The sequence below is a fragment of the Paenibacillus sp. JT22N7 genome (assembly GCF_059383875.1).
This window is the reverse complement of sequence record NZ_JBXENY010000001.1, coordinates 581815-594738: the sequence shown is the minus strand read 5'-3', so window position 1 is coordinate 594738 and position 12924 is coordinate 581815. Positions and strand designations below refer to the sequence as shown.

Annotated in this window: 10 protein-coding genes; 1 reads left to right on the top strand and 9 read right to left on the bottom strand. The window is 50.5% G+C overall.

Going from position 1 to position 12924, the window contains the following annotated elements; genetic code table 11:
• Positions 1-59: 59 nt before the first annotated feature.
• From AC50Y5_RS02570 to AC50Y5_RS02560, 3 genes are all read right to left on the bottom strand, one after another.
• The gene (locus AC50Y5_RS02570; protein WP_056029613.1) at positions 60-1166 is read right to left on the bottom strand and encodes a GerAB/ArcD/ProY family transporter; all 1107 of its coding nucleotides are present in this window, start codon (positions 1164-1166) and stop codon (positions 60-62) included.
• Between the two features lie 95 nt (positions 1167-1261).
• Positions 1262-2371, bottom strand: coding sequence for a GerAB/ArcD/ProY family transporter (locus AC50Y5_RS02565; RefSeq protein ID WP_494858257.1), 1110 nt, complete (start codon positions 2369-2371; stop codon positions 1262-1264).
• Positions 2372-2485: 114 nt separating this feature from the next.
• Entirely contained in the window at positions 2486-3325 is an 840-nt protein-coding gene (locus tag AC50Y5_RS02560) for an AraC family transcriptional regulator (protein ID WP_494858255.1), read from the bottom strand.
• 145 nt (positions 3326-3470) lie between these two features.
• Here AC50Y5_RS02560 and AC50Y5_RS02555 point away from each other — a divergent pair, with 145 nt between their 5' ends.
• The gene (locus tag AC50Y5_RS02555) at positions 3471-5525 is read left to right on the top strand and encodes a beta-galactosidase (protein WP_494858253.1); all 2055 of its coding nucleotides are present in this window, start codon (positions 3471-3473) and stop codon (positions 5523-5525) included.
• A 143-nt stretch (positions 5526-5668) separates the two neighbouring features.
• On the opposite strand, the gene AC50Y5_RS02550 is transcribed toward AC50Y5_RS02555, so the two are convergent.
• The 6 genes from AC50Y5_RS02550 to AC50Y5_RS02525 form a co-directional block, all read right to left on the bottom strand.
• The gene (locus AC50Y5_RS02550; RefSeq protein ID WP_056029625.1) at positions 5669-6607 is read right to left on the bottom strand and encodes a glycoside hydrolase family protein; all 939 of its coding nucleotides are present in this window, start codon (positions 6605-6607) and stop codon (positions 5669-5671) included.
• 53 nt (positions 6608-6660) lie between these two features.
• Complete coding sequence (locus AC50Y5_RS02545; protein WP_231594156.1) at positions 6661-6957, bottom strand: hypothetical protein; 297 nt, start codon at positions 6955-6957, stop codon at positions 6661-6663.
• A 36-nt stretch (positions 6958-6993) separates the two neighbouring features.
• Entirely contained in the window at positions 6994-8484 is a 1491-nt protein-coding gene (locus AC50Y5_RS02540; RefSeq protein WP_494858250.1) for an alpha-N-arabinofuranosidase, read from the bottom strand.
• 253 nt (positions 8485-8737) lie between these two features.
• Entirely contained in the window at positions 8738-10621 is a 1884-nt protein-coding gene (locus AC50Y5_RS02535) for an ABC transporter ATP-binding protein (protein WP_494858248.1), read from the bottom strand.
• Positions 10618-12345: an ABC transporter ATP-binding protein gene (locus AC50Y5_RS02530; protein WP_494858246.1), complete on the bottom strand. Its 1728-nt coding sequence runs from the start codon at positions 12343-12345 to the stop codon at positions 10618-10620. The genes AC50Y5_RS02535 and AC50Y5_RS02530 overlap by 4 nt, the downstream gene beginning before the upstream one ends.
• Positions 12339-12899 (bottom strand): MarR family winged helix-turn-helix transcriptional regulator, encoded by a 561-nt coding sequence (locus AC50Y5_RS02525; protein ID WP_235533033.1) that lies wholly within the window; start codon positions 12897-12899, stop codon positions 12339-12341. The genes AC50Y5_RS02530 and AC50Y5_RS02525 overlap by 7 nt, the downstream gene beginning before the upstream one ends.
• Positions 12900-12924: the final 25 nt, after the last annotated feature.

The following is a 12924-nucleotide window of genomic DNA, read 5'->3' as shown; positions in this document are numbered from 1 at the left end:
TTGCATATATTGTCCAAGAGGACTTCCAATTATTCCTTATAATTGGAAATCCCTTCACGCTAGCCCTCTCCTTTCTTGCTCCAGCCCTGTCTCAATCGGGCGGCTATATAACTTAGCAGCAGCAGCCCCGGCGAGTAAGTAAACACCCAGAACAGCCACGCCACATCGAATTGTACAAAAGCAACGATGCCCGGTGCCAAAAAATAAGCATAGCCGACAATAAGAAACCCAAATGGACGCATCATAAAACGATGGTCCTGAAGCTTAAACAGCTGCTGCAGCCCCCGTACAAAAGCATAGCCATATATGATGCATCGAAAATAAGTGGAAATGATATAATCAATCGCCAGCACCGCTTCCAGACGCTGCACAAAGTCGCCGATATTGATTTTCTTAGCCATCACATAGGGCGAATAGACGGTATGTTCAGTAGCGAATACCCCCAGAACGCATATACACAGCACAATAATTACCCAAATGGCTATACCTGCAGCAAGAGCAGCCAGCAAATAATCACGGGCAGCGTGTTCGCTTTCCTCCACGCTATCGAAAATCATCAGGAATGCGAACATTTCGCAAAAAGGAAATGCGATAAAAAAAAGCGCCCCCTTCACGATGCCCGGAAATCCCGTTACCTCGATCGGCAGCAGTTGAGTAAAATCTATTTTTGGGATAAGCAAAATAATGAGCAAAATAAACAAAGCGGAAAAAAGCGGGAAGACCACCTCGCCCAGTCGAGCAATCGTCGTGATCCCACCGCGAATGGCAAGCGTAATCGGCAAAACCAGCAGCAGGCAAATGACTAGCTGCGGCGTCTCCGTCATCATTTGCGTCGTTACAAAATCCGCGATTTCCCGAACCTGAGTAATCGAAGTATTAAACATCATTACGAGAAATACGAGGGATAGAAGTCCACCGGCTATTTTTCCAAATGCTTGATTATTAATATCGATTAGGGTTTTCCCTGGAAACCGTTTGCTGATTCTGAAAATAAACCAAGCAGCTCCAACACCAAATGGCACGCCAATTAACCCCGACATCCAGGCTGATTGTTTTGCAAAAGCAGCTGTCAAGGGAGGCAGATATAGCTGCATATCGCCAATAATGAAAAATATAACGAGGATGGCTAGCTGCCTCACGCTAATCGTTTGTTGTTCGCGCTGCACTTCGTATCACCCGCTTTGCGTTTGAAATATAGCCGTAATCCATTTTGTCCAGCAAGATGTTGAATTATCCATAAATGGATTTTTGCTGTTGCCGGCTATTCGGCCGTCTCCTTCATTGGCAGCTTGCCCCGCAGTTTTGCAAGTCCCCAGCCAAGCAGCAGCAGCCCCGGCGAATACGTCAAAATCCAGAACACCCAGGGTACGGCTAACGTATTAAGAAACACTATTCCTGGCGTCACCATATAAGAATAACCCAACGCCATAAATGCGAAGGGAACCGTTAATATTCGAAAATCTCGAAGCTTGAACAACCGCGATACGCCGAGAACGAAAGCATAACCGTAGATTAAACTGCGAAAATAGGCGGTAATAATGAAGCTGATTGCAAAAATCGCCTCCATCCGCTGAACGAAGTTGCCGATGTTGATTTTTTTCGACATAATGTACGGGGAATAGAAAGAATGTTGGGTAATGTAAGTACCAAGTACTAGCAAGCACAGCAAAACCATAACCCAAATCGCTAGTCCGCCTATCAAAACCCCCAGCATATAGTCACGGGCACGGTGTTTGCTTTGAACAACATTCGGAAAAATCATCAAAAAAGCGAATAGCTCGCAAAAAGGAAAACCTACAAAAAATAATGAGCCCTTCATAATGCCGGAAGCGCCCGCACCCCAGATAGGCAAAAGTTCAGTAGGCTTCAAACTCGGCAGGAGCAACAGCAGGAGCAGTACAAACACCAATACAAATAAGGGAAATATCGTTTCGCCCGCTCGACCGACCGCTCGAATGCCCCCATGTATCGCGATCGCTAATGGAAAAATCATCAGAAGGCAGATCATGATATTTGGCGTCTCAATCAATATTTGTGTGGTGACAAAATCACCGATCTCCCTGATTTGGGTAATCGAGGTGTTGAACATCATCGCCAAAAAAAGCAGCGAAACAAGGCTTCCGGCTAGTTTGCCAAAAGCCTGATTATTCATTTCGATGAGCGTCATATCCGGAAAATGTTTGCTGAGGCTGTATATAAACCAAGCCATGCCAAGTCCGATGGGCAGGCCTATTAACCCGGACAGCCAGGCGGCTTCTTCTGCGAATTCGGCCGTAAGAGAGGGTAAAAACAACTGCATATCGCCCATGATAAAATAAATAACGAGGATAGCTAGCTGCCTTGCGCTTATCGATGGCTGTCCCTGCTGCATGTTGCTTCACCCGCTTTGCGCTTAAAATGTCGGCTTGCTGCCGTTATCCATTTTGTCCACAAGGATGAATAATTATCCAGCATTCGCGGGGAAAGGCAAGATCAGCTCGGCAGGCTAGCTATACATTTCGCGGTAAGCTTTCGGGGAGACGTTTTCCGCTTTGCGAAATACGCGAATGAAGTAGCTGGATTGCGAAAATCCCGTTCGGCTGGCGATTTCGCTGACAGGCAGCCTGGTCGCAACTAGCAGGCTTTTGGCGGCGGCAATACGGCAGGCGGTCAAATATTGCTGCGGCGTACGCCCCATTACCTGCCGAAATAGCCGCAAAAAATAATACGGGCTGTAGCCGCACAGCGCTGCCATCTCCGGCAGCGTCCACGCTTGTCCACTCGTGCCGCGTATAAGATCTGCCGCTTCGCGAATCGCATTTTTGGTGATGAGCGGCAGCGCATCGTGCTCCAGGCGCTCCGAATTATGGGCAAGCTCCGCCAGCAGCTCATATAGAAGCGCTGACATCCGCGGTTCATGCCGCGTCTCGAAGCTGCCGCACAACATGTACATCTCCTCTGTCAGCTCCACAAAACGCGCAAGCGAAGCTTGCGAAACGGCAAACAGCCACACGCTGGAAGCATCCGCTGCCCGCAGCAGCAAAAGCTCCATCGGCACCATAAAATGAATCCAGCGCACATCCCATGGCTGCTCGGGATCGGTTCCATAATGCTGGTAAGCTCCCCGAGGATATAAGAAGCCCTCCCCCGCCTTTAGGCTGACGCGCTGCCCCTCCTTCATGACATAGCCGCTTCCAGAGCAGACAATATGCAAATTATAGGCAGTTATGGCCCCTGCGGCCCGCCGCTCGTTATGCTGGGGAAAATCATTATATCGGCCGACTGAATCCGGATAACAGACATAATGCCCGGCAGCCGGCTCGGGCAATTGATAGTAGGTACGCATCGATTAGCTCCTTTTCGCCAAAGAGCGCAATATTTTCATATCGATCACAATATAATAGTATATACGCACTGAAATACTGATTCTACAATAATAAAATAACCGATAGATAGCAATTTATTATTATTTCTATGGAGGTATAACTTTAATGACACACGTAAACCCAATAAATGAGTTTGCCCTTGGCGTCTGCTATTACCCTGAGCAATGGCCTGAGGAGCTATGGGATGATGATCTTCGCCGGATGAAGGAAATGGGGCTCTCGATCATTCGGGTAGCCGAATTTGCCTGGTCGGTGTTCGAGCCCGAGGAAGGCGTATTCCAATTTGACCTGTTTGACAAAGTCATTGACCTGGCTCATAAGCATGGGCTGAAGGTCATTATCGGCACCCCTACAGCAACGCCGCCTGCATGGCTGACGTTCAAGTATCCCGAGGTGCTCAACGTAACCTTTGATGGGGTCACGCTTCAGCATGGTCTGCGCCGCCACACCAACTATAACAGTCCCAAATATCGGGAGCTGAGCGCTCGCATTGCTCGCCAAATGGCGGAGCATTACTGTGATCATCCGGCCGTCGTTGGCTGGCAAATCGACAATGAATTCAATTGTGAAATTTCCGAATTTTATTCGGAAGCGGATCATCTGGCTTTTCGAGAGTGGCTGCAGCGCAAATACGTTACGCTCGACAAGCTGAATGAAGCTTGGGGCGCTGTCTTTTGGAATCAGACGTATTCCGCTTGGGAGCAAGTCTTTCTTCCGCGTCCGACAGCGGCGCCAAGACAGCCGAATCCGCATCAGGCGCTGGATGAGAAGCGGTTTATTTCCGACAGCACTATTTCTTACGCCGAGGTGCAGGCCAAGGTGCTGCGCGAGGCAGCGCCCAAGCAGTGGGTAACGACGAATGGCTTGTTCGGCCATCTCGACAGCCACCGGATGACGGACGAGCTGCTGGACTTTTTCAGCTACGACTCCTACCCGCAATTTTCCACCATTAACTATGACAAAAATGAAGATAACCCGCTGCTCGATCGCGGCTGGAGCCTGACGCTGTCTACAACTCGCTCCATTTCGCCGAATTTCTGCATTATGGAGCAGCAGGCTGGACCAGGCGGCTGGGTGAACCGCATGGATATGCCTTCGCCGAAGCCGGGTCAAATGCGCCTGTGGACGTACCAATCCATTGCTCATGGCGCAGATATGGTCGTTTATTTCCGCTGGAGAACGGCAGCCTTTGGCAATGAAATCTATTGGCATGGACTGAACGACTACCATAATGGCCCGAACCGCCGTCTTCGTGAAGCAGCGCAAATCGGCGCTGAGCTCGCCAAGGCCGGGCCGCACATTGTCGGTTCGCGCAACCGGGCAGAGGTTGCCCTCGTACGCGATTATGACAATGAGTGGGATGGCGAATATGATATTTGGCACGGGCCTTTTTCCTGGAAAAGCAGCAAGGAATGGTTCAAAGCGCTGCAGCGCCAGCATATTCCAAATGATGTCCTTTACATGCGAAGCGGTACAACGCTTGCTGACCTGCAGCGCTACCGCGTGCTCGTCTATCCGCATCCGGCCATTATGCGGGATGAAACAGCTGCTTTGCTGGAGCAATATGTGGCTAGCGGCGGCACCATTATATTCGGCTGCCGCACCGGCTACAAGGATGAGCGCGGCCACTGCTACATGCGCCCATTCCCTGGCGCCGCCGCACGCCTTGTCGGCATTTCCGTCGAGGAGTTTACGCAAATTAAAGGTACGCGCAAGCCGTCAACGATCGAATGGAAGCAAGGAGGCGGTGAAGCAACTACCGCGGATCTGTTCAATGATGTACTCGCAATCGAAAGCGATACCGTCGAGATCATTGGCGAATATGCCTCCGATTATTATGCAGGCAAGCCCGCCGTTACCCGCAATGTCGTTGGAGCTGGCTTTGCTTGGTATTACGGCGCTGTATTCAATGAGGCGGCGGCACGCAACGTGATCGGCATGCTCGGCTTGTCATCGCCAGTTGCCAATTGGCTCACACTGCCGGAGCAGGTGGAGCTGACTATTCGCGAGGGCGAGGCTGGGCCGCTCTACTTCCTCCTCAACTATGCGGAGGAAGCTGCCGAGCTCAATCTCAGCGAGCCGCGCACCGACCTTATAAGCGGGGATACGCTTCAAGGCTCAGTCATGCTGGAACCTTACGGCGTGCTTATTTTGACCTAAATGATTCAAAGCAGCTTTCAAAATATATAACCTAAATAAAACAGCACCCCGTTTCCGCCTCATCAGCTGAGGAAGATGCGGGGTGCTGTTATTTTAGTCTGGCTAAAGGCCGCAGCTATCTAGCAAGTTTCGATCGTATGACACTATTGCGCTTCCGCTTCCAGCACCAGTTCAAACTCCGCATCGCGGTCACAGACCAGCTTGCCATCCTTCACCTCAAGCTTGGCAACTTGAATGGAGCTGCGCCGCGTGAGATACCCCGGCACCTGACCAGGCACCTCCCAATCGCCGCGTCTATCGGGATGGGTGAAATAGAATATATACGCCTGCTCGCCTTGGACAACGACATCGGCATGCAAGCCAATGGTCCCGTCATCCTCACGCTGGCCTGGCTCATTCAAGATCAAGTTGTTGCGCTCCCAGCGTTCCAAATCATCCGAACGGAAGACGCCTTGTCCCCGCCATTCATCGACAATCATCCAATATGAGCCTTGCAGCCGAAATACATTCGGCCCCTCATGGCCCCGCTCCGTAATGACAGGACCAACCACTTTCCAGTTATACAAATCGCTGCTGTCTGCGGCATAGGTGAACGAGCCCAGCGCCTCATCCTTATACCACATGCGGAAGCGTCCATCCGGAAGCTCATAAATGCAGGCATCAATGACCCGATCCGAGCTAAGCCGTACATTAGAAACAAACGTCCAGTCGAGCAAATTAGCACTTGTATAATGAAAAATCTCCCGCTTATGGCCCGCCCAATCATCGGGCACGCCTTGAATATAGCTGACGTACATATGGTAAAGCCCATTATGCCAAATGATTTCCGGGGCCCAAAATGTATTTCGTCCCCATTCAATATCCAGCCCCGTCAGCGTTCCCCGGTAATTCCAGCTGCGGCCGCCATCTGCGGACGAGGCAACGCCTAAATCTGTGCCATGCACCCATGCAAAACCCGGACCTTCCACCGTAGCACGGCGATTCGTATAAATGATCCACCATTCCTGCTGCTCGCGATTATAAATAACGACCGGATCTGCCGCTCCGTCAAAGATTGGATCTCTGAATAATGGCGCCTTCATCTACTCATTCCTCCTGGCAAGCTCTGTTTGCATTCAAGCGTAAACGGCTGTCGTCAATGGCTTGCAACAGAGCGCCACCTGACATCATTTGGGTTCGGACAGCTTTTTTCTTTATATTTGGCGGAGATTTGCACAATACATCCGCAAACGATGCATGTCGTCCCGCTCATCAGCTTCGGACAGCTGCCGCATTCCCGAAGGCGCGCTGCATACACCTCATCGTCCACGCAGCGTTCGGACGACTGAAACATCGGCGCAGCCAAAATCCGCTGGATCTGCGCTTCTGTGACGGTATAGCTGTCATCACAGCCTTTGCAGCTTCTTGCGCTCCTGTCCATGCCCGTCTTCATGCCGTCCGCCTCCATTGCGTTCTATTCATCCCTTTATTATTGCTCGATCAGCTCAAGCACCGTAACCGACATCGCTGGAAGCTTAGCCGATACCTTTTCTCCATCCCATGTAAAGCTTGTAAAAGCGGCAGGTTCTACTGCATTTGGCTGCTCAAACGTATTATGCGAGTCAATGGCCGCGCCTGCTAGCACTGTGCCCTTGATCGTTTTCTGGCCTTGTCCCAAGCCGCGCAGCGCAATGGATACGTCTGCTTCGGCACTATGATCCAGATTACATAAGCTGATATGGATTTTGCCATCTGCCGCTTTGGAAGCCGATACTGAAATTTGCGGCAGCTTCTCGTCGCCATGCTCGTAACGGGCGCTAGTCGTATGCGTATCCAGAAGCTCAGCATCCTGATGCACCTTAAACATATCAAAAATATGATAGGTTGGCGTCAGCAGCATTTTTTCCCCTTCTGTCAAAATAACCGATTGCAGCACATTGACGATTTGGGCAATGTTCGCCATTTGCACACGGTCGCAATGATCGTGGAAAATATGCAGCGTAAGGCCAGCTACGAGCGCATCGCGAATCGAGTTTTGCTGGTACAGGAAGCCTGGGTTCGTGCCCGGTTCTGTATTGAACCATGTGCCCCACTCATCGACGATCAAGCCAACGCGCTTCTCAGGATCATATTGATCCATAATCGCCGAATGCTTCGTAATAAGCTCTTCCATCCACAGCGCTTTTCTCAGCGTAATCGCCCATTCATCCTCAGGGAAGCCGGTAGCTGCTCCCTTGTCCTGCCATTCCTTCGGAACGGTGTAATAGTGCAGGCTGATGCCGTCCATTTTGTTAGCTGCTTCGCGCATCAGCACTTCCATCCACTTGTAATCGTCGACGTTCGGGCCGCAGGCAATGCGGTAAATTTCATTGTCGCCATAATTGCGAACGTAAGTCTGGTAGCGGCGGTACAGATCCGCATAATATTCTGGACGCATATTGCCGCCACAGCCCCAGTTCTCATTGCCGACGCCAAAATATTTCAGCTTCCACGGCTTCTCGCGGCCGTTTTTCTCACGCAGCTCCGCCATTGGCGATACGCCGTCGAAGGTTATGTATTCAACCCACTCGGACATTTCCTGTACTGTGCCGCTGCCTACATTGCCGGAAATATAAGGCTCGCAGCCGAGCTGTTCGCAAAGCAGCAAAAACTCATGTGTGCCAAAATGGTTATTTTCGACTACGCCGCCCCAATGGGTATTGATCATGCGCTTGCGCTCTTCGCTTGGGCCAATGCCGTCCTTCCAGTGATATTCATCGGCAAAACAGCCGCCCGGCCAGCGCAGCACCGGAATATTCAATTTTTTGAGCGCTTCCACAACATCGTTGCGAATGCCTTTCGTATTTGGAATGACCGAATCCTCGCCAACCCAGAAGCCTTCATAAATACAGCGTCCCAAATGCTCGGAGAAATGTCCATATATGTTGCGGTTAATCGTACCTTTAGCAATGTCTGCGTTAATTGTAATTTGATTGCTCATCGTTATTGCCTCCCACATGGATTAATAAAAATATAAATCATTTATTGATAACATTAATTTAACTTCATAATAAACAATCCAACCGCATTTATCAACCCTCTTTTGAAAAATAAATCGGGTAGACGTAAACGCTTACGTAATTGCTCGCTACAAACTGGTGAATGGGCGTTTCCCTACTATTCGCACGAAAGCGTGGCAGCAAAAAAAAGCTCCCCCATCCTCGCTCGGATGGAGAAGCTTTCTGGTTAAAGCCTTATACAACTTCGCTAATTGTCCGTTTGCCTGTGAACTGGCTGTTATACAGATCGGCATAAAAACCGCCCTGCTCCAGCAGCGCTTCGTGTCTTCCCTGCTCAATAATAGAGCCATTGTTCATGACCAAAATCAGATCAGCGCCGCGAATCGTCGACAAGCGGTGGGCAATGACGAAGCTGGTTCGATTTTTCATCAGCTCGCCCATCGCTCGTTGGATAATAATTTCTGTACGCGTATCAACGCTGCTCGTCGCTTCATCAAGGATCAGAATCGATGGATCAGCTAAAATGGCCCGGGCAATGGTCAGCAGCTGCTTCTGCCCTTGGGAAATGTTTGATGCTTCCTCGTTCAATATCGTGTCATAGCCATCTGGCAGCGTCCGAATGAAATGATCCGCATGCGCTGCTCTAGCCGCTTGATAAACCTCTTCCTCCGTAGCATCCTCCCGCCCATAAGCGATATTGTCGCGAATGCTGCCATTGAACAGCCATGTATCCTGCAGCACCATGCCGAACATTCGGCGCAAGCTTCTGCGCTGGAGCGCTGTAATGTCCTCGCCGTCAATCGTAATACGACCGCCATTCAGCTCATAGAAGCGCATTAGCAAATTAATCATCGTCGTCTTGCCCGCTCCGGTCGGACCGACTATGGCGACGGTCTGGCCAGGCAACACATCAATATTCATCCCGCTAATTAGCGGCTCATCGGCTTTATAGCCAAAATCTACCTGCTCGAAGCGAACGGCGCCAGACGGCTTGCTGATCGCTTTGGCATTTTTCGCCTCGATCACCTCATCCTCTTCATCAAGCAGCTCGAATACCCGCTCTGCGGAGGCGATTGTAGATTGAATAATATTCGCAATGTTGGCCAGCTGCGTAATCGGCATCGTGAACTGTCTTGTATATTGGATAAATGCCAAAATATCGCCGATTTTAATCGCATTTCTCGTGACGAGCAAGCCGCCGATGACGCATACGAGCACATAGCCGATATTGCTAATGAAGCTCATAATCGGCATAATGATGCCGGACACAAATTGTGCGCGCCAGCCAGAATCATACAGCTTCTCGTTCATTTCATTAAATTCATCCAGCGATTTGCGCTCATGTCCGAATGCTTTGACAATTTTATGCCCCGTGTACATTTCCTCGACATGTCCGTTCAAGCGTCCAAGCTCAGCCTGCTGGCCGGCAAAATATTTTTGCGAACGCTTGGCAATCGCCTTCGTTGCAAGTAAGCTCGCAGGAATCGTCAAGAAAACGATCAGCGTCAAAAGCGGGCTGATGGTCAGCATCATAACGATGACGCCGACGAGGGTAATGAATGACGTTATGAGCTGCGTCAAGCTTTGCTGAAGCGTATTGCTAATATTGTCCACATCATTGACGACCCGGCTCAGCACCTCGCCGTTAGAGCGCGAATCGAAAAACTTCAGCGGCAGGCGTGCAAATTTATTATTTACATCCTTGCGCAAATCATAGACGGTTTTCTGGGCGACGCCAGCCATTAAATACTGCTGAATGAAGCCAAATGCGGCGCTGATCAAATACAGCACAACAAGCGTCAGCAGAATCGTGTTAATCGCATCAAAATCAATACGGGCACCCGGAACGCCTTGGGCTATTCCCATTACTCCCTCGTAAAGCTTCGTTGTAGCTTGCCCCATCATTTTCGGGCTGACGATGCTGAATACGGTACTTAAAATCGCGGTCAGCAGCACAAGCGCAAGCTTCGTGCGATGCGGCTTCAAGTAGGCAGCCAGCCGTTTCAAGGTGCCCTTGAAATCCTTCGCCTTCTGAGGGGGCATCATCATGCCCATTCCTGGAGGACCCATGCCGATTCCTTTCGGCCTTTGCGGGGAATTCTGCTTCTGCTCACTCATGCAATTTCCTCCTCCGAAAGCTGTGAATATACGATTTCCCGGTACACATCACAAGACTCCATCAGCTCCTGATGCGTCCCGATTCCGGCTAGCTCGCCTTCATCGAGCACAATGATGCGGTCAGCATCGAGCACTGTACTCACCCGCTGGGCAACGAGCAATACCGTCGAATGTACCGTTTCCTCACGCAAGGCGGCACGCAGCTTCGCATCCGTCTTAAAGTCGAGCGCCGAGAAGCTGTCGTCGAACACATAGATTTCTGGCTGGCGAACGAGCGCACGAGCAATGGATAGGCGCTGCTTCTGCCCGCCGGAAAGATTGTTTCCTCCCTGCGATACGCTGGCGCCAAATCCTTCCTTCATCGTGCCGATAAACTCGGCCGCCTGCGCCACCTCTGCCGCATGCTCCATTTCCTCATCGGTTGCATTTTCTTTGCCGTAGCGGATATTATCCGCGATCGTGCCGGTGAACAATACGGCCTTCTGCGGCACAAAGCCGATTTTTTCGCGCAGCGTTTCCTGGGATAGCTCACGAATATCCACATCATCAATGATGATGCTGCCACCCGCCGTATCATAAAAGCGCGGAATCAAATTAACGAGCGTCGACTTCCCAGAGCCTGTTCCTCCAATAATAGCTGTCACCTCGCCAGGTGCCGCCTTGAACGAAATATTCGATAAAGCAGGCTGCTCGGCTCCCGGATAGCTGAACGTCACATCGCGAAACTCGATATAGCCTTTGCGCGTGCCTGTGTTCTTGACGTTGGCGCTGTCCGCAATATCCGGCACCATGTCCAGCACTTCATTAATACGCACCGCCGATGCCGAAGCACGCGGAATCATAACGAGCATCATCGATAACATTAGAAGCGAGAACATAATTTGCATCGCATATTGGATAAAAGCCATTAGTGAGCCGACTTCCATATCGCCATTCTCGATACGCAGCCCGCCAATTGCGATAATCGCCACTGTCGATAAATTCATGACCAGCATCATAAGCGGCATCATTACCGCCATAATTTTGTTGACTTTAATCGCCGTTTCGGTCAGATCGCTGTTGGCAGCGTCAAATTTCTTGTTTTCATAATTTGTCCGATCGAATGAGCGGATTACCCGAATGCCGGTCAGTCCTTCGCGCAGCACCAAGTTGAGCTTATCCATACGAACCTGCATCATTTTAAACAGTGGAATACCTTTGCGGACGACGAGCAATATCGCTCCAGCGAGAACAGGCAATGCGACAACCAGCACAAGCGACAGCTTCGCATCTTTCGAAATGGCCATAATAATGCCCCCGATGCACATCATCGGCGCCATTACCATCATGCGCATCATCATCATCAACACTTGCTGCACCTGTGTAATATCATTCGTCGTACGCGTAATGAGCGAGGCCGTGCCGATTTTGTCAAACTCCTGCAGCGAGAAGTTTTGCACATGTCCAAACACCTTCTCCCGCACGAGGCGCCCGAAGCTCGCTGAAGCTTTTGCCGAAAAATAGCTGGCGCCGATAGAGCTAATGCCGCCGACCGCCGCTATGAGCAGCATAAAGGAGCCAATTTTCCATATAAGCGGGGTATCTCCTTTAGATACGCCATCATCGACGATGTCCGCCATCAGCGTGGGGAGATATAGATCCGACAGCGACTGAATAAATACTAGCACAAGCACCGCGGCTATCAGCCAGCGAAACGGCTTTAAAAAGCGAAATAACCTTAACATTGCTGTTCATCCCCCGTTTGTTCAGACTCATTCAGCTCATCAAAATACTCAAATGCTTTGGATAAAATACGAACCAGTTCATGCGAATCCCGCTCTCCCAAGTATTGCGCCAGTCCTGCCATTCGATTCATAAAATCGGCAATGACCTTCTCCGCGATGCGTTCCCCTTCCTCTGTCAGCGAGATGCGTACAGCCCGCCGATCATCGGGATCAGCGTTTCTCTGCACGAGTCCATTCGTCTCCATCCCGTTGACCAGTTGGGTGATCGTGGGAGAGGTTACCCGGAGCAAGCGGCTGATGACCGAGATTTTCATCCCTGGCTTATCCTGCGCCTTCATAGAACCGCGCTTGATGCACATCAGCACCTGCATTTCGCTAAACTTGCCGTCCGGATTCGGCTTCTGCCGCCAATTGAGCCGATGAAAGCTGCGAAACACACGAATTAATTCATTTGTAATTTTCTCGCTGTGTTCCGTTGCATTGCTTTCTTTGCTTGTGTCGTCCGTCTTGTCTTTGCTGCTCTTATTGCTTGTGTCGTTTTCGTTATGTTCCAAAGGGAGCCCTCCTTTCATTTATATT

Bases quoted from the DNA above. Each gene is read 5' to 3' on its own strand.
- AC50Y5_RS02555 (WP_494858253.1), top strand. From the start codon at position 3,471: ATGACACACGTAAACCCAATAAATGAGTTTGCCCTTGGCGTCTGCTAT.
- AC50Y5_RS02545 (WP_231594156.1), bottom strand. From the start codon at position 6,957: ATGAAGACGGGCATGGACAGGAGCGCAAGAAGCTGCAAAGGCTGTGAT.
- AC50Y5_RS02540 (WP_494858250.1), bottom strand. From the start codon at position 8,484: ATGAGCAATCAAATTACAATTAACGCAGACATTGCTAAAGGTACGATT.
- AC50Y5_RS02535 (WP_494858248.1), bottom strand. From the start codon at position 10,621: ATGAGTGAGCAGAAGCAGAATTCCCCGCAAAGGCCGAAAGGAATCGGC.
- AC50Y5_RS02565 (WP_494858257.1), bottom strand. From the start codon at position 2,371: ATGCAGCAGGGACAGCCATCGATAAGCGCAAGGCAGCTAGCTATCCTC.
- AC50Y5_RS02530 (WP_494858246.1), bottom strand. From the start codon at position 12,345: ATGTTAAGGTTATTTCGCTTTTTAAAGCCGTTTCGCTGGCTGATAGCC.
- AC50Y5_RS02550 (WP_056029625.1), bottom strand. From the start codon at position 6,607: ATGAAGGCGCCATTATTCAGAGATCCAATCTTTGACGGAGCGGCAGAT.
- AC50Y5_RS02560 (WP_494858255.1), bottom strand. From the start codon at position 3,325: ATGCGTACCTACTATCAATTGCCCGAGCCGGCTGCCGGGCATTATGTC.